The organism is Pseudomonas poae (assembly GCA_028869255.1).
GTDB classification, from domain to species: Bacteria; Pseudomonadota; Gammaproteobacteria; order Pseudomonadales; family Pseudomonadaceae; genus Aquipseudomonas; species Aquipseudomonas poae_C.
The window spans coordinates 2,764,624-2,787,574 of record CP110972.1; the positions used below are offsets into that span (position 1 = coordinate 2,764,624).

Sequence of the window (22,951 nt, forward strand, 5' to 3'; positions counted from 1 at the left end):
AAAACCTCTGCAAAGTCCTCGCCTGATCACACAGTGCGAGGGATTGCAGATGGCGTTATTTGTAGGGGCCAAGTCTTGAACCCGGCCATTGGCAGGCTGGCCCTGACCCCAATGGACGTAGACACGGTCGACGTTGAAGGCGTCTTCCGTGATTTCCGAGAGTGCCTGAACACCTTTGACGCGTGGGCGGAAAGCTTCTGGCGCTTTTCGGCGCTGGAAGTTGAGCAGGTGTTCAAGGTGGGGGATGAGGTGGCGCTGGTCGCGCCTGTCTCTGCCAAAAAGCCCAGTAGCACCGTGGCGGTGTGCAAAGCCCAGGGCTCGCTGACCCTGGTGCATATGTTCGAAAGCACGCAGTTCGTGCCGATCGGCAACACGCCGGTGATGTTGCAAGCCATTGCAGCGGATGGCAGCCCACAGGGTGCGCCGATCCATCACACCATCGGCCCCAGCGGCATTCTTGAAGTCACGGAATGCACCCGCGACCAGCAGTACCAAGTCACCTTCTATCCCACTGTTTCCAAGGATCACGTCAAGGCGCTGTACGCGTCTTATCAGTCAGTGATTTCTGACGTGGAAGCGCGCCTGCGCCAGGAGTGGACCAATAGCTTCAAAGACCAGTGGAAAGACTACACCGACGCTACCCCGCTTGATCGTCGCAGAGTGCTGGAAACGGCGTTTCTCAGCGGCATGGGCAAGGCGCTTTACAACCTGTGGGACAACCTTGCGCAGCTGTATGAGCTGCTGGCGGACATCAAGCCCAACAGCGAGAAGTTGCTGCAATACATCTCCCAAACCGAACTTGATGAGCTGCTGAAGCTGGGCAACGACAAGATAGCTCACGGCTTGCTGATGCTCAGCGATGAACCGTTGTTGTTTATCTATGTGTCGGCGGTGGTCAGCTGGATACGGTTGCTGCCGCCGCCACAGATGAATGAGCTGATGGGGGAAATCACCGGCGAAGTATTGATCAATCTGCTGCTGATTTGGGCGACGGCAGGTATGGGGGTGGCGGTGCGCCTGGGTACTCAGGTGCTGGACCATAACAAATCCGGACGTGCGCGGGACCTGCTCGAGATGCTGGCCAAACAGCTTGCAGGGCCTGGGTTGGAGCCGCATGTGACGGCGGTTAAACCCTTACTGCTCGGCAGTGCGGCCACACCGATCAAAGCAGTGTCGATGACGCCGTTGAAGGCTGGGGAGCAGTTGGTTTCGAACCCGGTGCCGGCGGTTCGCAGCAAGACGCAGCAGACAGTGCTGGTTCGCCAGGAGCTGGTCGACGATGTGCCGGCTTCGGGTAAAAACCTCAACGGGGATGCGGCGGCGGCGGCGGATAAGACGGCCACCAACGGCTGCCCGGTGTCGATGGTCACCGGCGAAGAATTGCTGACCCTGACCGATGGGACGCTGGACGGGATTTTTCCGTTTGAGTGGACACGGTTGTATCGCACCAGTGCGGTGGACGTGGATTGTGGGTTGGGGTTTGGGTGGAGTCATTCGCTGGCGCAGCGGCTTTCTGTCGTGGGCGATTCGGTGGTGTGGGTCGACCACGAAAACCGTAGTACTCAGTTTCCTCTACCAACTGCCTCCCGACCGGCGATCACCAATAGCTTGGCTGAAGCCGCGATTTACCTGGGCTCGTTGCCAGATGAGCTGGTGCTGGCCCAGGCCTCACGTTTCTATCATTTTCGCGATGGCGTGCTGGTCTCGATCAGCGATGCGTATGACAACCGGCTGCGAATTTCCCGAGATTATTCGGGGCGGATTTCGCGGCTGGATAACGGCGTGGGGCGCTCGCTGTTCCTGCGTTATGAGTCTGGCCGCATCGTGGCGGTGGACTACCAGATCCAGCGCGCCAAGGGCCGCGAACCTTTCGAATGGGTGACCGAGTTTTGCATTGTTTCCTACGCCTATGACGAACTTGGCCGACTGGTCTCAGCGACCAATGCCGTCGGCGAAAGCGAGGTTTACCGGTACGACGAGCAGCACGTCATTTTGGAACGTGGACTGGCCGGTGGCGCGAGCTTCTTCTGGGAGTGGGAACGCTCTGGCAAAGCGGCGCGTTGTGTCCGGCACTGGGCCAGCTTTTCGCAGATGGACACGCGTTATGCCTGGGACGACAACGGCCGCGTCACGGTTTTTAACGCCGATGGCAGCCAGGAAGTGTATGTCCACGATGATCGGGCGCGGCTGGTGCAGCGCATTGATCCTGACGGCGCCGAGCATTTCAAATCCTACGACGATAAAGGCCGGCTGACGGTCGAGCAGGACCCTCTGGGGGCGGTGACGGCGTATCAGTACGACGACGCCGGACGCTTGGTGGCGTTGTTTCCGGGGGATGACGAGCCGACTTCCTACGAGCATGACAATGGTTTCGTACGGGTGGTGCGGCGCGGTGAGGCGGTTTGGAAGTATGAGCGGAACGACCAAGGCGACGTCATCCGCAAGACCGATCCTGAAGGCCACGTCACCGATTACAGCTACGACAAATATGGGCAACTGATTGGGGTTTGGTACCCGGATCACAGCTGTCTGCGGCTAGTGTGGAATGAGCGGGGGCAACTGCTTGAGGAACACTTGCCGAACGGCGGGATCAAGCGTTATCGCTATGACGATCTTGGGCGGCAGATAGCGCGTGAGGAGGCGCATGGGGCGCTGACCGAGTATCAGTGGGACAGCGTGGGCCGGCTGACTCGCGTGGTGCTACCCGGTGGGGCAACGCGGGAATACAGCTACAACCCTTACGGAAAAATCACCGCCGAACGTGACGAGCTGGGGCAGACCACTCGCTACGAATATGCCGACGGCCTGCACCTGATCAGCCGTCGCATCAATGCCGACGGCACCCAGGTCCAATACCGTTACGACAACGTGCGGTTATTGCTGACTGAAATCGAAAACGAAGTCGGCGAAACGTATGGGTTGCAGTACCACCCCAATGGCCTGATCCAGCAGGAGACCGGGTTTGACGGCCAGCGTACGGCGTATGCCTACGACCTCAACGGCAACCTGCTGGAAAAGACCGAATTTGGCGACGATGGCAGTCAGCTAGTCACCCGTTACGAGCGCGATCCTGCCGGCCGACTCGTACGAAAAACCCTGCCCGATGGCAGTCTTGTGGACTATGCCTACGACCGCCAGGGCAATCTCCTCAGCGTCGACGACGGCCACTGGGCGCTGGCCTACGAGTACGACGCGCAAAACCGCCTCACCGCCGAGCATCAAGGCTGGGGCACCCTGCGCTACGGCTACGACGCCTGCGGCCAGCTGAAAAACTTGCGCCTGCCTGACAACAACCGCCTGGTGTTCAATCACGGTAAGGGTGGGCACCTATCGACCGTGGAACTGAATGGCGCCGTACTGACCTCGCACCTGTTCAACGCCGGCCAGGAACACCAACGCCAACAAGGCCAGCTCCTCAGCCACTACCACTACGACGACCAGCAGCGCCTGCACGCCCACGCCGTCACCCAACAGCAACACACCCTCTACCAACGCCAATACGACTACGACAACACCGGCAACCTCACCCGTCTGCTCGACACCCGCAAAGGCGAACACCACTACCACTACGACCCCCTCGCCCGCCTGACCCGCGCCGACCACTCGCAAGACGTCCAGGAACGCTTCGCCCACGACCCGGCCGGCAACCTGCTGATGCAAGACCGACCCGGCCCCGACATCGTCGCGGGTAATCGTCTGATGATCCAGGGCGACCGGCAGTACGACTACGACGCCTTCGGCAACCTGATCCGCGAACGACGTGGCAAGGGCCATCAACTCGTTACCGAGTATCGCTACGACAGCCAACACCGGCTGATCGGAGTCACCCAACCCAATGGCCAAACCGCCAGCTATCGCTATGACCCGTTTGGGCGGCGCATCAGCAAAACCGTGGATGGCAAAACCAGCGAGTTTTTCTGGCAAGGCGACAAGCTGATTGCCGAGCACCATGCGCAGAGCCATCGCAGTTATATCTACGAGCCGGATAGCTTCCGCCCACTGGCACTCCTAGAAGGCTACGGCCCAAAGGAAACCAAACCCTACCACTACCAACTCGACCACCTCGGCACGCCCCAGGAACTCACCACTCCCGACGGCGAAATCGTCTGGTCCGCGCACTACCGCGCCTACGGCGAAATCACCCGCCTCGACGTGGGCAAAGTCGACAACCCGCTACGCTTTCAGGGCCAGTACTTCGACCCGGAAAGCGGGCTGCACTACAACCGCCATCGATACTACAATCCGGATATTGGTCGCTATCTCACGCCGGACCCGGTGAAGCTGGCGGGTGGGATTAACGCGTACCAGTACGTACCTAACCCTACAGGGTGGGTGGATCCTCTGGGGTTGAGTTCTTGCCCAGGCGTTGAAGGATGTAAGCCAACAACTGGACTCGCAAACCCGATTGGGAATGCAAGGATTGATGAGCGACAGCCAGTACTACCACAACCGTCGCGAGAACAGCGAAGGGAACGAATAGAGGAACTAAGCGAAGCAAATGCCAAACGGCGCGTTCTGGAATACGAGGAAAAGTACGATATGCATATGGTCGGCAAGCACGGCCCAGAAGTAGAGGACATGAAAATGAGGCAGCGCTCAATTGATGGACGGGACCCAATAACAGGCAACACCCCTAAAAACAAAAGGGAGTGCCAAGCTCTAAATTTAATAGTTGGAAATTTCAACTTCAGGCATGGACAAAGGCGACATCAAGGGTTGAAAGGGGGTTGCCGAGCTACACGGGCATTGATGAAAAAAAGAACGATATAGTACGCTTAGAACTACCAGGAGCCGGCCGCGGCTACAGACCCAACAAACATGACAAAAACAACCCGACTCTTAATGAATCCATGAGCGGCGCAGAAATGAAATTCCGTGAAGATGGCACACCCTTCACCTTATTTCCGACAAAGGAAAGATAGATGTTATTCCATCCCTCTTCCGAACATATACCTTTTGACGCCAGCCTATACTACTTCGTAGGTATCTTTGACATCTACGATAGAGAAGAAACCAAAGGTGTGGAACTATCACATTATGACCCTAACAATAAAAATGACAGAGAGCGCCTCATAATCAAGTACTGCCTGGACCCTTACGAAAAGCTTTCGTACAGGCACAGATACAAATTAATGAAAAACCTGTCTTTTGCACTTAGCGACGAAAGTTTCGACTTTCAATCGTATTTTAAAGACGATCCAGATGAATATTCAACTATGGCCTGGGACGAAACAGAAATAGCCGATCCCCGAGGTTTTTTCGCCGACATCTATCGTCTAGCCAACGAGGTTTGGAAAGACGACCTCCAAAAAGCCAGCCTCGAAGATCAATCAACGTGGTAAGGCCGCCATTTACCACACTGACAACTGAGCAAATCCCTTTTTATCTTGAGACAGAAAGCATGATCGCAACATAGAGAGAGCGTTGATCACGGAGATCCAGAGTTACCGCAGCTGACACGTGCGGAACGGCAGGAAAAAATTGATGAGCTAGCTGAGCCAAACATCCATCCGCGTTTAACGGAACTTCAGACGTCAATTCCAGGAGCACGCTTTTTGGAGAAACATGGTGCTCAAACATCACTAGAGTCTCAACTTGAGCGGGTAACGACTGCTAAAAACCCTACAACCGGCGAGATCGAGACCTTCGATAGAGGGAGAGGAGCAGGAGAACCCATACCGCCTACTGCTGCTACGAATTCTCTTAGCCATAGAGACCAATTTAATGCGATTGAACGAGCACTTTTAATATTCAAACTCAATGGCCTAGCGGAAGCCACAAAACCAATGGATATGGGGGGGGAAATTATTGGCGAAGGATATAAAAAAGATGGGCTAAAATATGGAAACCAGACTAAGGAGTCGTACACTTTAATAGTGACGGAAAGCCAATTACAGCCTATACAGAGTTCGAAAAATGAAAAAGACGCCAAACCTCGCGATATTGCAACGTCTATTATTCACTTACAGCATAGAAAACACCAGAAACTTAGAGCGAGAAGAAATTATAGCTTCAAAAAACATAAACAACGAAACTGAACTTTCAGAGCTTTTCGACACTTTAACCAAGTCGGAGTTTTTATCATACGGAGAAGATGAGCAAATATGGCTTATAGAAACCATCGAATACTACCTATCAATAGACGATGATTTTAAATCCGTTTTCAATCTATTCAACACATACTTTGAAGCCGACATAATTGACAAGAAAATATTTATGAAAGTACTGCTCAGGCGCCTCAAAAATTATAGACCCAAAGTAATGGTCAAAAACTCAAAATAAGCCATAGAAGCATTAGTACTTTCAAAAAACGCTAGGTCAACGCCGCCGAGTTTAGGGCTGCTGTGCAGCCCAGGGCACGGCAAGCCTGTTCACTAAAAAACCAGCTCACCCATCATTAATAGGTGAGTCCACATCGTAAAAATAACATGCACAATGGCTGCCATATTCATAATGGATTCCCAAACAGATGAACCCTAACTATCCAGAATTACAGCAATTTCTTGCCGGATATTTCAATCAGGACTGGGTCGACGACCACAAGAGCGCAAACGAAGTAATTGACCTATTCATTTCCGAGACTTCTGCCGAAACGATGATAAAAGTACAGCTGGAACTAAACAAACTAATGTCGACCGAAAGAAACGAACAAGAACTTCAAGACTATTTATTCACCAACATCGGATGCTATTACTATTACCCCAACGAATGGAAGTACGGCAAAACGTGGTTGAAGCATGTCGCCCTATCTTTAAAAAATGGCAAAACTTAATATGAAAAATTTATTCGCACTGCTTCAGTGATTGCGCAAAGACAAAGCCTCAAATAAAACCCGAAGAAATTAATAAGTTCCGTGTGGTTTCGATACATCCTCGAAAGCATAATAGAAGTTAGTACCACCGGCAATTATTCCAGAAAAAATTAGACGTAACTCTATACGCCCATGAGGAAAATTATGAGCCTTATTCACAATCACAGCCTTGAAGTAACCGACGCAGCACTCAAACAGCGAGCTATCGACGGCACTCACCCTGTTACCGGAGAACCCGGTCTGGTAAAGCCAAGTTCTCAATTCAAAACGTGGAAAATGCAAATGGCTGTTATTGAAGAAGCCCACCTCTAGGGAAATACGCAAGATGGCGCCTTTCACTGGAGAAGATGAATTTGGAAATCCGATCGTCAGGATTGAACTGCAGGGATGCGGGCGCGGCTACACCCCCAATGAAAAGTTTCCGGAACAACCAAAGCTCAACGAAAACATGAATGGTGCGGTTGTGAAATTTGATCGCGAGACCAAACAATCTTACACCGCAATCCCCGTGAGCAAACGCTAATGTTAAAGCACCCTTTTTTAGATATACCCTACGCACCAAAGCTTCAGTACTTCCTCGGCGGATTCGATATTTACGATCGTGAAAATTCCTTGGGGGCTGCCATTGCGACGTACAATATAAATATATCAGCCGACCGAGCCCACTTAATAAATAAATTAGTTATCGAGAGGAGCGGGGACTTAAATTACAAACACAAGAAGAGTCTGATAGACGTCTTGAGGGCTGCGTTAGATGACCACCAATATGACTTTTCCGAGGTACTGAGGCAGGACCCGAACTCACACTGTGCGTTACCTTGCGGATGGGAAAGCATGGATAACCCTAGAAAATTCTTCGAAGAAATTTACACCCTTGCTAGCCTAGGATGGCGAGATGATCTGCACGAGGCCAGCCTCGAAGACCAATCAACTTGGTAAACCAACACCGCTCCCGAAGGCGGCACTGCTTTTGTGGCGCGCGAGTTTGCTCGCATTTCTTGGAGAAACACGGTGCACAAACGACACTCGAGTCGCAGCTCGAACGATTGAATACCGCAAAGAATCCGACAACCGGAATTATTGAACGTTACACATCTGGTCCAAATACAGGGAAACCTAAATACCCGCCCGCTGCTACTCGTTATCTTACCCACAGGGATCAATTAAACTCGATATACCGGGCCCAGCTCATCTTCAGAAGAAACGGACTCGCTGCCTCATTAAAACCAATGGACACGGGAAAAGTTATTGGTGAAGGATATTCAAAAAATGAGATGAGATATAGCCAGCAACGTAAAGCAAGGGTGATATTAAACAACCAGGCTAATCCCAAAACCGCTTACACGGAGCAATGACTAAAAAATGAAAAACAAACCTAGCATGTCAATAATCCGTGGACTACTGTTCACTTACGACATTGAAAATACTGACGACTTAGAGCGAGAGAGACTCATCGCATCTAAAGACATAAACAACGAGATAGAACTTATAGAACTTTTTGACGAACTGACCAGACCAGAATTTCTATCTTACACAAAGACTGAGCAAGAGTGGTTCATCGCCTCGATCGCACACTTCCTAGATAAAAATGATAGTTTCGATGCGATTTTCAAAACCATGGCAACTTATTTCAGCGCACCTGTAAATAATCAAAGAAAGTTCATGCAGGTACTTTTGACCAGCTTAAAGCTCTATTTCAACACGCCGAGGTCAGAAAATTAAAGAACAAACAGAGCAAACTCTATTCTCAGATAACATCAACACCTCTCTCCACCCCGGTGGCGAGCGGGCTTGCTCGCCACAAGAAGCGCACTCACAAGCTCACTCGCGCCAATCAAATCACCGCGTCGAAAGCTCCATGATCATCCGGCTCAGCAAATAAATCCGCGGCGCCACACTCTCCACCTCCGCATACTCCTCTGGCGTATGAATATTCCCGCCCACTATCCCAAACCCATCCAACGTCGGCGTGCCCACCCCGGCCGACAAGCTGGCATCCGCCGCCCCGCCGCTGCCTTCAATGGTCAGCTTTTTACCCAATTCCCCATAGATTCCCTGGGCGATTGCGACCAACTTGTCCGACTCCGGCGTCTGCGGCATCGGCGGCAGCCCACGCTGCAAGCTGGTTTTTACTTCGGTGTCTGGGATCAGTTTGTTGGCCGATACCCGCGCCAGGTCTTTTTCGATGCGATCAAACTCTTCCGGCAACGCTGCGCGCACGTCTGCCTTGGCGGTGGCCTGGTCGGGGATGACGTTGGTGCGGTCGCCAGACTTGATCACCGTAAAGTTGATGGTGGTTTTCTTTTCTTCATCGCCCAGTTTGCCCAGTTGCAGGATCTGGTGCGCGGCTTCCATCGCGGCGTTGCGCCCCAGTTCCGGGGCGACGCCGGCGTGGGCGGCTTTGCCTTTGACTTCGACCACGGCGGTGGCGCTGCCTTTACGCCAGACCACCAGGCCATCAGCTGGACGGCCAGGTTCGAGGTTCAGGGTCACGTCGTGGGCCTTGGCGGTTTTGCGGATCAGTTCGGAGGCGGTATCGGAGCCGGTTTCTTCGCTGGCGTCGAGCAGGAAGGTGATTTGCGCGTAGTCCTTGAAACCCTGGTTTTTCAGGACTTTGAGCGCGTAGATGCCGGCGACGATGCCGCCCTTGTCATCCATCACGCCGGGGCCATAGGCGCGGCCATCCTTGATGTGAAACGGACGTTCGGCGGCCGAGCCTTCCTTGAATACAGTGTCCATGTGGGCCATCAGCAGGATCTTGGCCTTGCCAGTGCCCTTGAGGGTGGCGATCACGTGGCTGCTGTTGGCTGCCGCATCCGCAAACCGCTCAATCGTGAAGCCAAGCTGTTTGAGTTCGTCGACGGCAATGTCGCTGACCTGGGTCAGACCCGGCCCGTAGCCGGAGCCCGAGTCGATATTCACCAGGCGTTCGAGCAGTTTCAAAGCGTCGGCCTTGTACTGTTCGGCGTCCGCCTGAATCTGTTTATGGGGTTCGGCGCTGTAGGCCGGCATGGCGAAGGACAAGGCCAGGGTCGCGGCCAGGAGGGTACGTGGAAAGTTGAAGAGCATGAACCGATCCTTGTTTTTTGTTGAGAGGCGCCGCCACACCCTACTCCACTACAGCGATCTCAACCAACTCCCCTGGACTGAACTGACCCGGTTGCGCCCGCTGCTCTTGGCCTCGTACAACGCCAGGTCAGCGTCGTTCAACCAGCTGGTGGAGTCAGCATGCCCCGCTTGATAGGGCGCCAAGCCAATGCTCAAGCTGGCACGCAATGTCGGGTCCTGGGCATAGGCCAAAGCGTTGAACCGATCGCGCAAGGCATCCATCACTTCGGTCGCACGGTTGAGCGGCATGCCCGGCAGGATCACGCAAAACTCGTCGCCGCCGTAGCGCCCGGCCAGGTCGGTGGCGCGCAGGTTCTGGCGCAGCACCTTGCTGAGCTGACGCAGGACGATATCGCCGGTGACATGCCCATAGGTGTCGTTGATGATCTTGAAGTGGTCGATATCGATCAACGCAATCGCCGCGCCCTGCTGTTCCCTACGGCAGCGCTGGAACTCGATCTCCAGATGGTCTTTCCAGGCCCCATGGTTAAGCAGGCCGGAGAGACTGTCGGTGCGACTCAAGGCCAGCAACTCGCGTTTGTGACGGGCCAGCGTCACCGCCTGACGGTAGCAGATCCAGCCAAGCGCAAGCGGGTACAGCATCAGGATCGGCAGACACGCGTACAGCTGGGCCTGGGTAGTGACGGCAATAAACGCGGGGGTGAATACCAGCAGCGCGGCGCCGATGCCCAGCGCCTGCGCCGCGCACCCCGCCAGCATGAATCGCGGCCCGCCGATGGCCACGTTGTTCATGGTCATCATCGACAGCGTGGTCACGGCGGGCAGTGGATTGAAATGCATGGCACCAACCCAGAACCCGCCGCAAAACGAATCGAACAGCAGGTTGCGACGCTCGCTGCGCAGTGCGTGGGCGCTGCGCAACGAGAGTTGAAAGGCCAGGTGCGGCCAGACAAAGGCATTGATCAGCATCCAGGCCCATACCCACCAGGACGGGTTCAAGGGATACATGCCGAACACCACGCACACAAAGCCTAGCGTCAGCCCCAAGGCACGGGATTTGTACAACCGTGAAGCGAGCGGAAGTCCCTTTCCTTCTGCTGCTGACATGGTGTGGTGAAATCCTGAGGGAATGCCTGGAGTCTATCAGGGCAGCGGCTATTCGCCACTACCGGTCATAAGCCCCCGCCTCAGTGCGAGAACCCTCGAGCCAGCATCAATGCTACGCCCAGCAGCAACACTGCAGTGATCCGCTGCAACCATACGCGGCGCTCAGGGTTCTCCAGCAGGTGCTTGATGCGCTGGCCGAAATAGCAATACAAGCAGCCGCTGGCAAATTGCAGCAGCAGAAAAGTCAGCCCCAGGATGGCGATATCCGCCAGCGAGCTGTGGCCCCCGGCCCCGGCAAACTGCGGGAATACGGCGCTGAACATAATGATGGTCTTGGGGTTGGAGAACCCGGTCAACAAACCCTTGCCGAACAGGCTGCGCGCGCCCTCGACGGTAGCAACCTGATCTATCGACAGGCCGCTGCTGGTCCACTGCTTGTAGGCCAGATAAAGGATGTAGGCCACGCCGACAATCTGAATCGACTGGGTAATCGCCTGATTACCTTTGATCAATTCCGAAAATCCCACGGCAAACACCAGGATTGAAATCAGGTAAGACACACTGGCGCCGAGCTGCGCCGGGATCGAACTGCGCAGGCCGGCCTTCAGGCCCAGGCCCAACAGCAACAGGGTCATGGGGCCGGGACTGAAGGTCATGGTGGCGCAAAACAGCAGGAAAGAAGCAAAAGAGGAGAGCGTCAATGCGCTGGTCATGGCCTTGGACCCTGGGCTGAGAAGGCCCGCAGTCTAGGCCAGCGGCATTGCACAAGGCAGGTAAAGTCGGGCCTAATTCGACCTGACTTTACCGGTAAAACAACCGGAAAACACAGGGAAGGTTTATGTTTGTATCCGCGATTGCCTTTGTACCGGGTATGCCCAAGGTGCAGCAGATCGTCGAGGCGTTCAGCCAGGCCATTGAAAACGGGGAATGGGCGCCCGGCAGCAAATTGCCGTCGGTACGCGAGCTGACCCAAGTGCTGGGCGTCAGCAAGTTCACCCTCAATGAAGCGCTGGACCGCCTGCGCGGGCGTCACCTGCTCACCTCCAGCCAGGGCCGCGGCTATTTCGTCGCGGTGGATATCACGCGACCGGCCTCGGCGGCGTGGGTCGACCTGCTGCCCCAGGACCTGCTCAGCGTACTGCGCCGCCCGTTGGCCACCGCCGGCGGCGACCTGCGCCCCGGCGGCGGACACTTGCCCGAGCACTGGCTGGACAACGAGGCGATCCGCCAAACCATGCGCAGTGTGGTGCGTGCGCCCTCATTACGGATTGCCGGGCTGGGTACGCCGGCCGGGCTGTTGCCATTGCGCCAGGCCCTGCAGCAGAAACTGCGTGCCGAAGGCCTGTCGGTCTCGGTCGAGCAGATCATCACCACCCCCAACACGGTGCAGGGCCTGGACATGCTGATGCGCCTGCTCGCAAGGCCCGGCGACACGGTCCTGCTGGACACGCCGTGTTACTTCAACTTCCACGCCAACCTGGCCTTGCACGGGGTCAAGGTGGTGACCATCGAGCGTCGCCCCGACGGTTTCGACTTCAGCGCCCTCGAACAGCTGCTGGCCGAACACCGCCCCAGCCTGTACCTGACCACCGGCGTGCTGCACAACCCTACCGGCCACTCCTTCAGCCCCGGCCAGGCGTTTCGCCTGCTGCAACTGACCCGGCAATACCACTGCCATATCGTCGAGGATGACCTCTACGCCGACCTGCACCCCAACCCGCCACCGCGTCTGGCCGCCCTCGCCGGACTGGACCAGGTCACCTACCTGTCGGGCTTCTCCAAAGTGCTCAGCGCCAACGCCCGCGTCAGCTACGTGGTGGCCGCACCACAACTGGCGGCCAACCTGACCAATATGAAGTTGATGAGCGGCGGCGTGACCTCGGAACTATTCGAGCAGATCGTGTACCGCATGCTCAGCGAGGGAAGCTATGCCAAACACCGCAAGCGCATGGTCCAGCGTTTGCTGGAGGCCGGTGGGCGCGTCGAGCAGTGGCTCAGGGGTTGCGGCTGTGAGCTGCCGATGGGCTTTGAAGGCGGGATGTTTATCTGGGCGCATCTGCCGGCAGGCGTCAATGGCGAACAACTGGCGCAGGCTGCGCTCAAGCAAGGCATGGTGCTGGCACCGAGCGCGCTGTTCGGCTACCACCCGGCGCACCGCGATTCGATGCGCTTCAATGTTGCCCACAGTGATGATCCCCAGCTGCAGCAGATGTTCGAGACACTATTGCTGCAGGCCGCGGGTCAGACACGTCGCGCCTGACCCGCGACCGCCAGCGGTCAACTCACGATGTCGCTGCGTTGCAGTTGCCCATGCACGACGACCAGGAAGTTCGGCTCGCCCGATTTGCCGGAAATCTGCAAGGTACTCATCTGTAATACCGGGTCATAGTCGATTACCGCTTCGCCGCTGGCGCCGGACAAGGTGCCGACAAACTTCAGCGGCGCCCCCAGCGTGGCGGTAATGCTTGAGACATCCACCTGGTCCGTACCACTGACAAAGTCCATGATCTGGTCCGGGCCGGCCTGGGTCGAATCATTGATACTGCCGTAAACGAACACATCGTTGCCCTTGCCGCCCCACAGTTCATCCGCGCCACCCGCCCCGTATAACCGGTCATTGCCCTCTGCGCCCTTGAGCTGGTTGGCAACCTCGTTGCCCACCAGCAAATCGTTGCCGGAGCCGCCGAGTGCATTTTCAATGACTGCGCCGTTGGCGATAGAGACATTGCCCTTGAGGCCGCCGACGTCGGAGAAGGTCTCGTCTTTCAGGCTGATTTGCTGATCCTGCGTGTAGCCGGAAAAGTCCAGCGTGTCATTGCCACCGCCGTCCCAAATCGCAGCCAGCATGTTTTTATTTGGCGAGTCGACACTCAGGAAGTCCCGATTCGTATTTGAGTTGAAGCCGTAGGTGGTGTCGTCCTTGCGCGTTTCGCAGTTGGCACCGTATTTCTTCTGGTAGGCACTGATGTCGTCAAGCTGCGGCGCCGAGGAGTACATGCTGGCGTGGTACATATAGTCGGTGCGCTCGCCCCGGTAACTCATGACAGTGTGGCTTGCCGAGTCTTCGTGATAGCCGGTTTTCGATTCATCCAGCGTTCCATTGTAATGACCCGGATGGTCGAGCCCCATGGCGTGCCCCAGCTCATGGACAATGATATGACGACCCGCGCTGCCGACTGCTGCATTCGGCACAGATGTATAGTCCGGATTATTCACAAACCAGACATCACCGCTCCGGGGTTCGCCAGCGTTAGGCAGTGTCGCGTGGGGATTGCCCTGATAGGGATGGCCCCGGGTGTCGACCCTCTTGCCGTAATTCCCGAGGGTGATGTGACCTTCACTGTCCGATGTTTTCGGGCCCTCGGTAAAGCTGACGTTTGTTAGGTCTGAAATCGATTGCAAACCGAGTCGAGTCTGTATCCGCTGGTTGTCGAGCACATGGGTAAACCCGGTCTTTTTGAACACCTGGGAGTCCTTGTCGGCCGGCGGCTCACGGAACTCATACGTCACCTGATAGCGACCATCACCACTCTTGTCGGGCCAACCGGGGCTACTGCGCCAGAGCTGTTTGGTCGCATCTTCAGACGATAGGGATCGCAGGCCGTTGTGCTGGATGGCACCACCGCGATCATCTCGGTGCCGAAACTGTTCTATAGACTGGGACACGTCACTCGGGCGCAGGGAAACAGTCGTCATGTTCGTACTCTCATCGGGATGAAAAACTTATCGTCGTTTTTTCGACCCGAGAGGGATGTACGTTTCCTACAAAAACTCGAAGGATTACTACTAAGTTAGTCTGAGAAATTCGCCATACACAGCGTAGGAATAGTTACAAAAGCATCACTGTTTCACCCGCCCCTTAAGCATCCCGTGATTAACCAGCAACGTGCGCATGGCATTGCGGGTAACCCCCAGCAAGTCCGCCGTACGCAGCTGGTTGAAGCCGCAAAATGCAAAGGCCTCGCGCACGATCAAGTCTTCGATATCGTGCAGCAACGTATCTCCCGGCACCTCGAACAGCCTCAACAGCTGCTCGCGTATCACCTCTTGGGGAATACGCGGCGCACCGTTGTTGACGCTGGCATGCATCGCACTGAGCCCGGCGGAGAACTTCAGGTGGGCGGGCATGATCGGCTTGTCACCGGCCACCAGCAGCGCCAGGTGCACCACGTTTTCCAGCTCGCGGATATTGCCCGGCCACGGGTAATCCAGCAGGGCCTGGGTGGCGGACTCCGAGAGCATCGGCTCGGCGATTTTCAGCTTGGCGCTGTACAGCCGGCGAAAGTGCTCCACCAGCGGAAGGATGTCCAATGGCCGCTCACGCAACGGCAGCACCTGCACCTGCGCGACATTGATGCGGTAGAACAGATCAAGGCGGAAATTACCGGCTTCCACGGCGTGTTCCAGGTCGATGTTAGTGGCGGTGACCAGGCGGATATTGATCTTGATCGGCTTGCGTGAGCCCACCCGTACCACTTCCTGCTCCTGCAATACGCGCAACAGTTTCACCTGCAGAGGCAGCGGCAGGTCGCCGATTTCATCAAGAAACAGCGTGCCGCCATCCGCCTCTTCAAACCAGCCGCCGCGCCGACCCGAGGCACCGGAAAACGAACCGGCCTCGTGGCCAAAAAATTCACTTTCCGCGAGGTTCTCGCTAATGGCGCCGCAGTTCACCGGCACAAATGCGCCTGTGCGTCCGCTGGCACTGTGGATGTAGCGCGCCACGAGCTCCTTGCCGGTGCCGGTCTCGCCATTGATCAACACCGGCGCGTCGCTGGGGCCGACACGTTTGAGGTAGTCGAGCAATTGCAGCGAGCGCGGGTCGGAAAACACCAGGGCCTTGGCGCGGATCGACAGCGGATCCTTGTCGCCTTGGGGCAAGGTGAGGATCGGCGTGGGGTGCCCGTGGGGACGGTTCATGAACATTTTCCCGGCGGCAGAATAAACAATTGAGGCGTGACTTTACTTAGCCAGGGTTATAACTAGAAATATTAAAAATTCATTAGTACATAACTATTTATCACCCCCAGGGACCGTTTTTTCGCCTCGCCGGGTATCTCGTTAGCGCCAGATACACTGCAATACAAAGGGCACAAGGCAAGCGCACCGACAGTGGATAGACTGCGCCTCAATGAGTATTTAACGAGGAAGGCAGCATGGAGCATGTCGATCACATCCTGATCGTCGATGACGAACCGGAGATCCGCGAACGGGCAGGCAATTACCTGAGAAAAAACGGCCTGCGCACCACCGTAGTCGCCGATGGCCGCCAGATACGCAGCTTCCTCGACACCACCGCCCGCCATCTGCTCGACGAAGACCACACCCTGGTGGCCCTGAGCGGCGCGCAATACCGCCTGCTGCGGGTGTTCCTCTACCACCCCCAGCATGTGCTCAACCGCGACCAATTGCTGAACCTGACCCAGGGCCGCGACGCCGACCTGTTTGACCGCTCCATCGACCTGCTGGTGAGCCGCTTGCGCCAGCGCCTGCTGGATGACGCGCGCGAACCGGCCTGTATCAAGACCGTGCGCAGCGAAGGTTATGTGTTCTCCCTGGCCATGGAAATCCTCGAGGCCGATCAATGACCGCAAGATTCGGTTGGCCGCGCACCCTCGCGTCACAGTTGTGGTTGATCTTTTTGATCAGCCTGGTCTGCACTAACGGTTTGGCCTTCAGTACGCAGTTTTACGAGCGCTATATCAGCGCACGCACAGCCATGCTCGGCCACCTGGAAAACGACGTCGCCACCTCGGTCGCGATCCTCGACCGCCTCCCCGCCAACGAGCGCGCCAGCTGGCTACCACGCATCGACCGGCAGAATTACCGGTACCTGCTCAATGCCGGCGAGCCCGGTGAACCGATGCGCACGGATGACGTGCCAATGGCTGCCACATCGATTTCGGACGCACTGGGCGAGCACTATGCCCTGACTTTTCGCGATATTCCCGGCATGCACAAACACTTCCAGGTGCACCTGACCCTGGCCGATGGCAACCCGATCACTCTCGACGTGCGCCCCGCCGCCCTCCCCGTCGCCTACTGGCTGCCGGTGGTACTGGTGCTGCAACTCGCGCTGCTGCTGGGCTGCACCTGGTTCGCCGTGCGTCTGGCCATCCGCCCACTTACCCGCCTTGCCCACGCCGTGGAAACCCTGGACCCGAACGCTCACCCCACGCTTCTCGATGAACAAGGCCCGACCGAGGTCGCCCACGCCGCCGCCGCGTTTAACGCCATGCAACAGCGCATCGCCGACTACCTCAAGGAGCGCATGCAGATTCTCGCGGCCATTTCCCACGACCTGCAAACCCCGATTACCCGGATGAAACTGCGCGCCGAATTCATGGAGGACTCCGCCGACCGCGACAAACTCTGGAGCGACCTGGGGGAGATGGAACATCTGGTGCGCGAGGGTGTGGCCTATGCCCGCAGCGTGCACGGCGCCACCGAAACCAGGCACCGTATCAACCTCGACGCCTTCCTCGACGGCCTGGTGTTCGATTACCAGGACATGCACAAACAGGTCAGCCTGACCGGTAAAAGCGCGGTGGTCCTCGACACTCGCCCCCATGCGCTGCACCGGGTGCTGGTCAACCTGGTGGACAACGCCCTGAAGTTCGGCGGCTCCGCGCAACTGCAGGTCGGTTCGACGGCCAATGGGGAACTGTCAATCAAGATTCTGGATAATGGCCCGGGCATTGCCGAAGCCGAACTCGTGCAGGTGATGCAGCCGTTTTACCGCGTGGAAAGCTCACGCAATCGCGGCACCGGCGGCACCGGGCTGGGGTTGGCGATCGCCCAGCAATTGGCCGTGGCCATCGGCGGTACGCTGACCCTGAGCAACCGCCCGGAAGGCGGGTTGTGTGCTCAGGTTAAAATCCGTCTGTAACCCGCTAACTGATGCTGCGCGATCATGGGGGGTGTGAGTTTTGCTCACGCCCCCTGCGACGATTGATGCCTTCTTGTGTCGTTGACCAACCTTGTTACACACCATATAGTGTGCCCACAAACAGAACAGACCACTACATAGTGTGCAGTATCGGTATTTACCGACCACACTACGCGCAGTATTTCAATGCCTAGTAGCCTGCAAATCGCATATTTATCGACGGGTTCACACGCCGTCGGAACAGACCAGGAAGGAGTATTTCAATGCTGAGTTGGGATGAAGTCGACAACGAAGACACCGGTGCAGCGGTGATCAAAGGCGCCAACGCCGGGCACGCCAGCGAAGCCAACATGGACCGCCTGGATGGCGCCGGTGCCGCCGCCGCCCTGGAAGCGCGCAATGTGACTGCCAACGACTCCGCCGCGATCATCCGCGCCAAGGCCGCCCTCGACAAACTCGACGTCGCCGAAGGCCTCGCCGAACTCGAAGGCTCCGCCGCCCGCGTCGCCGTTGACGAAAAGCGCATGATCAACTGCCGCGCCGACCTCAACCAACTCGTACCTTTCAAGTACGACTGGGCCTGGCAAAAGTACCTCGACGGCTGCGCCAACCACTGGATGCCGCAAGAGGTCAACATGACCGCCGACATCGCCCTGTGGAAAAACCCTGAAGGCCTGACCGACGACGAGCGCCGCATCGTCATGCGCAACCTCGGCTTCTTCTCCACCGCCGACTCGCTGGTTGCCAACAACCTGGTGCTGGCCGTGTACCGCCTGATCACCAACCCGGAGTGCCGCCAGTACATCCTGCGCCAGGCCTTCGAAGAAGCGATCCACACCCACGCCTACCAGTACTGCATCGAATCGCTGGCCATGGATGAAGGCGAAATCTTCAACATGTACCACGAGATTCCATCGGTCGCCAAAAAGGCAGCCTGGGGCCTCAAGTACACCCGCTCGATCTCCGATCCAAAGTTCGAAACCGGCACCGTAGAGACTGATAAAGAACTGCTGCGCAACCTGGTCGCCTACTACTGCGTATTGGAAGGCATCTTCTTCTACTGCGGCTTCACCCAGATCCTCTCCATGGGCCGCCGCAACAAAATGACCGGCGTGGCCGAACAGTTCCAGTACATCCTGCGCGACGAGTCGATGCACCTGAACTTCGGTATCGACGTGATCAACCAGATCAAAATCGAAAACCCGCATTTGTGGGATGCCGAGATGAAGGAAGAAGCGACCCAGATGATCCTGCAAGGGACTCAGCTGGAGATTGAATATGCGCGCGATACCATGCCGCGTGGGGTGTTGGGCATGAATGCGGCGATGATGGAGGATTACCTCAAGTTCATCGCTAACCGTCGTTTGTCGCAGATTGGTCTTAAAGAAGAGTATCCAGGGACGACTAACCCGTTCCCGTGGATGAGCGAGATCATGGACTTGAAGAAAGAGAAAAACTTCTTCGAAACCCGTGTGATTGAGTATCAGACCGGCGGCGCACTGAGCTGGGATTAATCTTCGACGCAGATCTAAAAATGTGGGAGCGGGCTTGCTCGCGAAAGCGGTGGATCAGTGACAGGTGTACTGACTGACACTCCCTATTCGCGAGCAAGCCCGCTCCCACATGAGATATCTGTGATCTTTAGACTTGCGTACAAATATTTATGCCCAATCAAACCATCAAGACCCCTTGCGTCGGCCTGTGCTCCACCGTTTACGGCGACCTGGTCTGCCGGGGCTGCAAGCGTTACCACCATGAAGTGATCCAGTGGAACGGCTACAACGCCGACGAAAAACAGGCGGTTTGGCTGCGCCTGGAGCAACTGCTGGTGCAGGTAATGGCCAGCAAACTGGAGGTGTTTGATGCGTACCTTCTGCGCCAGCAACTGGAAAATCGCAAGATTCGCTTTATGCCGCACCAGTCGCCGTATTGCTGGGCGTACCAATTGATTGCACGGGGTGCGCGGGTGATTTCCAAGCTGGATGCATATGGGTTGGCGTTGTTGCCCGAGTTTCGCGAACGCAGCCTGGCGGATTTGCGCGATGCGATTGATCGCGAGTTTTTCCTGCTTTCCGAGGCGCATTACGAACGGTATATCGCGCCGGGTTTCCTGAAGGAAGCATTCGGGCCCGCCCTGATCGCCACGTTCTAACCTGCACCGCAAACCCTGTGGGAGCTGGCTAGCCTGCGTTAGCGCAGTGCCAGCCACGGATTTTATTGACTGACCCACCGTCATCGCCGGCAAGCCAGCTCCCACATTGGAACACGGGTGTTCAGGAGGCCCAGGATGGGTCCCGCTCAGCCTGCAAGCCATACCGCTCAATCGCCTGCCGGCACACCTCCCGCGCCAGACTCCCCTGCTCCACCAACGCCGTCAGGGCCGCCAACACGATGTGATGGCGATCTACCTCAAAGAAATCGCGCAACGCCGCCCGTGTATCGCTGCGCCCGAAACCATCGGTGCCCAGCACGGTGTAGGTGGAATCCAGGTACGAACCAATCATCTGCGGCACCGCCCGCACATAGTCGGACACGGCGACCACCGGCGCGCCGCTGGGCAAGCACGCATTTACATGGCTGACGCGCTGGTTCGCCTGAGGATGCAGGCGATTCCAGCGCTCCACCTCCCGCGCCTCCCGTGCCAGCTCGCTAAAACTGGTCACGCTGTAGACCTCGCTCGTCACCTGCCAGTCCTCGGCCAATAACTGCGCCGCAGCCTGGGCCTCGCGCACCAGCGTGCCGGCACCCAGCAGGCGCACCTGCGCCTCGGCCGCGCCTTGCAGGCGATACATGCCCTTGATGATCGCTGCTTCCACGCCTTCCGGCAGACTGGGCTGCGGGTAGTTTTCGTTCATCAGGGTCACGTAGTAGAACTCATCCACATCGTGTTCCAGCATCTGGCGCATGCCGTGATCGAGGATCACCGCGAATTCCCCGGCAAACGCCGGGTCGTAGGCGCGGCAGTTGGGCACGGTGGCGGCCGTGAGATGGCTGCTGCCGTCCTGATGCTGCAAGCCTTCGCCACCCAAGGTGGTGCGCCCGGCGGTGGCGCCCAGCAGGAAACCACGGGCGCGCTGGTCGGCCGCGGCCCAGATCAAGTCGCCCACGCGCTGGAAGCCGAACATCGAGTAATAGATGTAGAACGGCAACATGCGCAGGCCATGCACCGAGTAGCTGGTGGCCGCCGCGACCCAGGAGCTGATCGCGCTGGCTTCGCTGATGCCCTCTTCGAGGATTTGCCCATCGGTGGCCTCGCGGTAGCTGAGGATCGAGCCGATATCCTCCGGCTCGTAGCGCTGGCCGACGCTGGAATATATGCCAATCTGCTTGAACAGGTTGGCCATGCCGAAGGTGCGTGCCTCATCAGCAACGATGGGCACGATGCGCGGGCCCAGGGCCTTGTCCTTGAGCAGGTTGGTGAGCATGCGCACAAAGGCCATGGTGGTGGACATTTCCTTGCCTTCGGCCGCCGTGGCAAACCCGGCGTAACCTGCCACTGGCGGCACGTTTACCGGCGCCGCGAGCGGGCTGCGGCTCGGCACATAGCCGCCCAGCGCCTGGCGTTGCTGGTGCAGGTAGCGCATTTCAAGGCTGTCATCCGCCGGTTTGAAGAAGCTCAGCGCCTCAGTCTGCTCATCGGTGAGCGGCAACTGGAAACGATTGCGAAAGGCAATCAGCGCCTCGCGGTCCAGCTTCTTCTGTTGGTGGGTGGTCATCTTGCCCTGCCCGGCCTCGCCCATGCCGAAGCCTTTTTTGGTCTGGGCCAGAATCACCGTGGGCTTGCCTTTGACCCGGCGCGCCGCGTAGTAGGCGGCGTGGATCTTGACCATGTCGTGGCCCCCGCGCTTGAGGCGGTCGATCTGTTCGTCGCTCATGCCCTCGACCAGCTTGGCCAGCGACGCGCTTTGGCCGAAAAAGTGCTCGCGGTTATAGGCGCCGTCCTTGGCGGCAAAGGTCTGGAATTGCCCGTCCACGGTGTGCGACAGGGTGTCCACCAGCGAGCCGTCGGCGTCCTTGGCCAGCAACGCGTCCCAATCCGAGCCCCACACCAGCTTGATCACATTCCAGCCGGCCCCGGCAAATAAAGCTTCCAGTTCGTCGATGATCCGCCCGTTGCCGCGTACCGGGCCGTCGAGGCGTTGCAGGTTGCAGTTGACCACCCAGGTCAGGTTGTCCAGGCCCTCGCGGGCAGCCAGCGTCAGGGCGGACATGCTTTCCGGCTCGTCCATTTCGCCGTCGCCGAACACGCCCCACACGTGGCGGTCGGTGGTGTCCAAGAGCCCGCGATGCTGCAGGTAGCGCATGAAGCGCGCCTGGAAAATCGAGCTGATCGGGCCAATGCCCATGGAGCCGGTGGGGAACTGCCAGAAGTCCGGCATCAGCCAGGGGTGCGGGTAGCTGGACAGCCCGCGTGCACCGGCTTTTGGCCCGCCGAGTTCCTGGCGATAGTGCGCCAGGTCGCTTTCGGTCAGACGCCCTTCCAGAAAGGCACGCGCATAAATGCCAGGCGCGGAATGCGGCTGATAGAACACCAGGTCGCCACCAAAGCCCTCATTGCGGGCGCGGAAAAAGTGGTTGAAGCCGACTTCGAACAAATCCGCCGCGCTGGCGTAGCTTGCGATATGCCCTCCCAGCTCGCCATACGCCTGGTTGGCGCGCACCACCATGGCCAGCGCGTTCCAGCGCACCAGCGAGGCCAGGCGCTCTTCGGTGGCCAGGTCGCCGGGAAACGCCGGTTGCTGCAGGGCGCTGATGCTATTGATATAGGGGGTGCCGTGGGCGGGTTTCCAATCGATGTGCGGCGCGGCGGCTTCACGGGCCAAAAGGTCAAGGATCTGCCGCGCCCGCGCCGGCCCGGCGTTGGCCACCAGCGAGGCCAGGGCGTCGCGCCACTCGTCCTGCTCCAGCGGGTCCGACGCTGTTTGAGTTACTGCATTCGCGAAACCATTCATGGGCACCTCCGGGCTTTTTTCCAGTTTATGTCGGTGCCTGAGGATTTTTTGCCTGTTATCAGGCGCGCACTTCAGCATTTTGAGCATGAATCTCTGCCAATCCACCTTTTACCAGCACGTTGT

19 protein-coding genes are annotated in these 22,951 nt (G+C 57.5%); 13 read left to right on the forward strand and 6 right to left on the reverse strand.

Going from position 1 to position 22,951, the window contains the following annotated elements:
* Positions 1-111 precede the first annotated feature (111 nt).
* The 8 genes from LRS56_12625 to LRS56_12660 all read left to right on the forward strand — a co-directional run bounded on the left by LRS56_12625 (position 112) and on the right by LRS56_12660 (position 8,533).
* The gene (locus LRS56_12625) at positions 112-4,770 is read left to right on the forward strand and encodes a DUF6531 domain-containing protein (protein ID WDU65736.1); all 4,659 of its coding nucleotides are present in this window, start codon (positions 112-114) and stop codon (positions 4,768-4,770) included.
* Positions 4,771-4,922: 152 nt separating this feature from the next.
* Positions 4,923-5,342: a hypothetical protein gene (locus LRS56_12630; GenBank protein WDU65218.1), complete on the forward strand. Its 420-nt coding sequence runs from the start codon at positions 4,923-4,925 to the stop codon at positions 5,340-5,342.
* 213 nt (positions 5,343-5,555) lie between these two features.
* Positions 5,556-6,038 carry a hypothetical protein gene (locus LRS56_12635; protein WDU65844.1) on the forward strand — a complete coding sequence of 161 codons (483 nt, stop codon included), beginning with the start codon at positions 5,556-5,558 and terminating at the stop codon, positions 6,036-6,038.
* The gene (locus LRS56_12640; protein ID WDU65737.1) at positions 5,944-6,282 is read left to right on the forward strand and encodes a hypothetical protein; all 339 of its coding nucleotides are present in this window, start codon (positions 5,944-5,946) and stop codon (positions 6,280-6,282) included. The genes LRS56_12635 and LRS56_12640 overlap by 95 nt, the downstream gene beginning before the upstream one ends.
* 187 nt (positions 6,283-6,469) lie before the next feature.
* Positions 6,470-6,772, forward strand: coding sequence for a contact-dependent growth inhibition system immunity protein (locus LRS56_12645; GenBank protein ID WDU65219.1), 303 nt, complete (start codon positions 6,470-6,472; stop codon positions 6,770-6,772).
* Positions 6,773-6,955: 183 nt separating this feature from the next.
* The gene (locus LRS56_12650) at positions 6,956-7,123 is read left to right on the forward strand and encodes a hypothetical protein (protein ID WDU65220.1); all 168 of its coding nucleotides are present in this window, start codon (positions 6,956-6,958) and stop codon (positions 7,121-7,123) included.
* Positions 7,124-7,136: 13 nt separating this feature from the next.
* Entirely contained in the window at positions 7,137-7,334 is a 198-nt protein-coding gene (locus tag LRS56_12655) for a hypothetical protein (protein ID WDU65221.1), read from the forward strand.
* Between the two features lie 839 nt (positions 7,335-8,173).
* Entirely contained in the window at positions 8,174-8,533 is a 360-nt protein-coding gene (locus LRS56_12660; protein WDU65222.1) for a hypothetical protein, read from the forward strand.
* 117 nt (positions 8,534-8,650) lie between these two features.
* Here LRS56_12660 and LRS56_12665 read toward each other — a convergent pair whose 3' ends face one another.
* From LRS56_12665 to LRS56_12675, 3 genes are all read right to left on the reverse strand, one after another.
* A complete protein-coding gene (locus LRS56_12665; GenBank protein WDU65223.1) occupies positions 8,651-9,880 on the reverse strand; it encodes a M20/M25/M40 family metallo-hydrolase in 1,230 nt (409 codons plus the stop codon).
* 48 nt (positions 9,881-9,928) lie between these two features.
* Positions 9,929-10,987 carry a diguanylate cyclase gene (locus LRS56_12670; protein ID WDU65224.1) on the reverse strand — a complete coding sequence of 353 codons (1,059 nt, stop codon included), beginning with the start codon at positions 10,985-10,987 and terminating at the stop codon, positions 9,929-9,931.
* An 80-nt stretch (positions 10,988-11,067) separates the two neighbouring features.
* Positions 11,068-11,700 carry a LysE family translocator gene (locus tag LRS56_12675; protein ID WDU65225.1) on the reverse strand — a complete coding sequence of 211 codons (633 nt, stop codon included), beginning with the start codon at positions 11,698-11,700 and terminating at the stop codon, positions 11,068-11,070.
* A gap of 125 nt (positions 11,701-11,825) precedes the next feature.
* Between LRS56_12675 and LRS56_12680 the strand changes: the two genes are divergently transcribed.
* A complete protein-coding gene (locus LRS56_12680; GenBank protein WDU65226.1) occupies positions 11,826-13,247 on the forward strand; it encodes a PLP-dependent aminotransferase family protein in 1,422 nt (473 codons plus the stop codon).
* 17 nt (positions 13,248-13,264) lie between these two features.
* Here the strand turns inward: LRS56_12680 and LRS56_12685 are convergent, their stop codons facing one another.
* Positions 13,265-14,683 (reverse strand): M10 family metallopeptidase C-terminal domain-containing protein, encoded by a 1,419-nt coding sequence (locus LRS56_12685; GenBank protein WDU65227.1) that lies wholly within the window; start codon positions 14,681-14,683, stop codon positions 13,265-13,267.
* 144 nt (positions 14,684-14,827) lie between these two features.
* The gene (locus LRS56_12690; GenBank protein WDU65228.1) at positions 14,828-15,907 is read right to left on the reverse strand and encodes a sigma-54 dependent transcriptional regulator; all 1,080 of its coding nucleotides are present in this window, start codon (positions 15,905-15,907) and stop codon (positions 14,828-14,830) included.
* Positions 15,908-16,143: 236 nt separating this feature from the next.
* Between LRS56_12690 and LRS56_12695 the strand changes: the two genes are divergently transcribed.
* From LRS56_12695 to LRS56_12710, 4 genes are all read left to right on the forward strand, one after another.
* The gene (locus LRS56_12695) at positions 16,144-16,575 is read left to right on the forward strand and encodes a DNA-binding response regulator (GenBank protein ID WDU65229.1); all 432 of its coding nucleotides are present in this window, start codon (positions 16,144-16,146) and stop codon (positions 16,573-16,575) included.
* On the forward strand, positions 16,572-17,876 hold the full coding sequence (locus LRS56_12700; protein ID WDU65230.1) for an ATP-binding protein: 1,305 nt from the start codon (positions 16,572-16,574) through the stop codon (positions 17,874-17,876). Before LRS56_12695 ends, LRS56_12700 begins: the two co-directional genes overlap by 4 nt.
* A gap of 263 nt (positions 17,877-18,139) precedes the next feature.
* On the forward strand, positions 18,140-19,390 hold the full coding sequence (locus LRS56_12705) for a ribonucleotide-diphosphate reductase subunit beta (protein ID WDU65231.1): 1,251 nt from the start codon (positions 18,140-18,142) through the stop codon (positions 19,388-19,390).
* Positions 19,391-19,539: 149 nt separating this feature from the next.
* Entirely contained in the window at positions 19,540-20,028 is a 489-nt protein-coding gene (locus LRS56_12710; protein WDU65232.1) for a DUF1289 domain-containing protein, read from the forward strand.
* A gap of 121 nt (positions 20,029-20,149) precedes the next feature.
* Here LRS56_12710 and mdeB read toward each other — a convergent pair whose 3' ends face one another.
* Entirely contained in the window at positions 20,150-22,828 is a 2,679-nt protein-coding gene (mdeB, locus tag LRS56_12715) for an alpha-ketoglutarate dehydrogenase (protein ID WDU65233.1), read from the reverse strand.
* Positions 22,829-22,951: the final 123 nt, after the last annotated feature.

Bases quoted from the DNA above. Each gene is read 5' to 3' on its own strand.
- LRS56_12700 (WDU65230.1), top strand. From the start codon at position 16,572: ATGACCGCAAGATTCGGTTGGCCGCGCACCCTCGCGTCACAGTTGTGG.
- LRS56_12625 (WDU65736.1), top strand. From the start codon at position 112: ATGGACGTAGACACGGTCGACGTTGAAGGCGTCTTCCGTGATTTCCGA.
- LRS56_12650 (WDU65220.1), top strand. From the start codon at position 6,956: ATGAGCCTTATTCACAATCACAGCCTTGAAGTAACCGACGCAGCACTC.
- LRS56_12710 (WDU65232.1), top strand. From the start codon at position 19,540: ATGCCCAATCAAACCATCAAGACCCCTTGCGTCGGCCTGTGCTCCACC.
- LRS56_12685 (WDU65227.1), bottom strand. From the start codon at position 14,683: ATGACGACTGTTTCCCTGCGCCCGAGTGACGTGTCCCAGTCTATAGAA.
- LRS56_12680 (WDU65226.1), top strand. From the start codon at position 11,826: ATGTTTGTATCCGCGATTGCCTTTGTACCGGGTATGCCCAAGGTGCAG.
- LRS56_12675 (WDU65225.1), bottom strand. From the start codon at position 11,700: ATGACCAGCGCATTGACGCTCTCCTCTTTTGCTTCTTTCCTGCTGTTT.
- LRS56_12665 (WDU65223.1), bottom strand. From the start codon at position 9,880: ATGCTCTTCAACTTTCCACGTACCCTCCTGGCCGCGACCCTGGCCTTG.
- LRS56_12705 (WDU65231.1), top strand. From the start codon at position 18,140: ATGCTGAGTTGGGATGAAGTCGACAACGAAGACACCGGTGCAGCGGTG.
- LRS56_12670 (WDU65224.1), bottom strand. From the start codon at position 10,987: ATGTCAGCAGCAGAAGGAAAGGGACTTCCGCTCGCTTCACGGTTGTAC.
- LRS56_12695 (WDU65229.1), top strand. From the start codon at position 16,144: ATGGAGCATGTCGATCACATCCTGATCGTCGATGACGAACCGGAGATC.
- LRS56_12660 (WDU65222.1), top strand. From the start codon at position 8,174: ATGAAAAACAAACCTAGCATGTCAATAATCCGTGGACTACTGTTCACT.
- LRS56_12630 (WDU65218.1), top strand. From the start codon at position 4,923: ATGTTATTCCATCCCTCTTCCGAACATATACCTTTTGACGCCAGCCTA.
- LRS56_12655 (WDU65221.1), top strand. From the start codon at position 7,137: ATGGCGCCTTTCACTGGAGAAGATGAATTTGGAAATCCGATCGTCAGG.
- LRS56_12690 (WDU65228.1), bottom strand. From the start codon at position 15,907: ATGAACCGTCCCCACGGGCACCCCACGCCGATCCTCACCTTGCCCCAA.
- mdeB (WDU65233.1), bottom strand. From the start codon at position 22,828: ATGAATGGTTTCGCGAATGCAGTAACTCAAACAGCGTCGGACCCGCTG.
- LRS56_12645 (WDU65219.1), top strand. From the start codon at position 6,470: ATGAACCCTAACTATCCAGAATTACAGCAATTTCTTGCCGGATATTTC.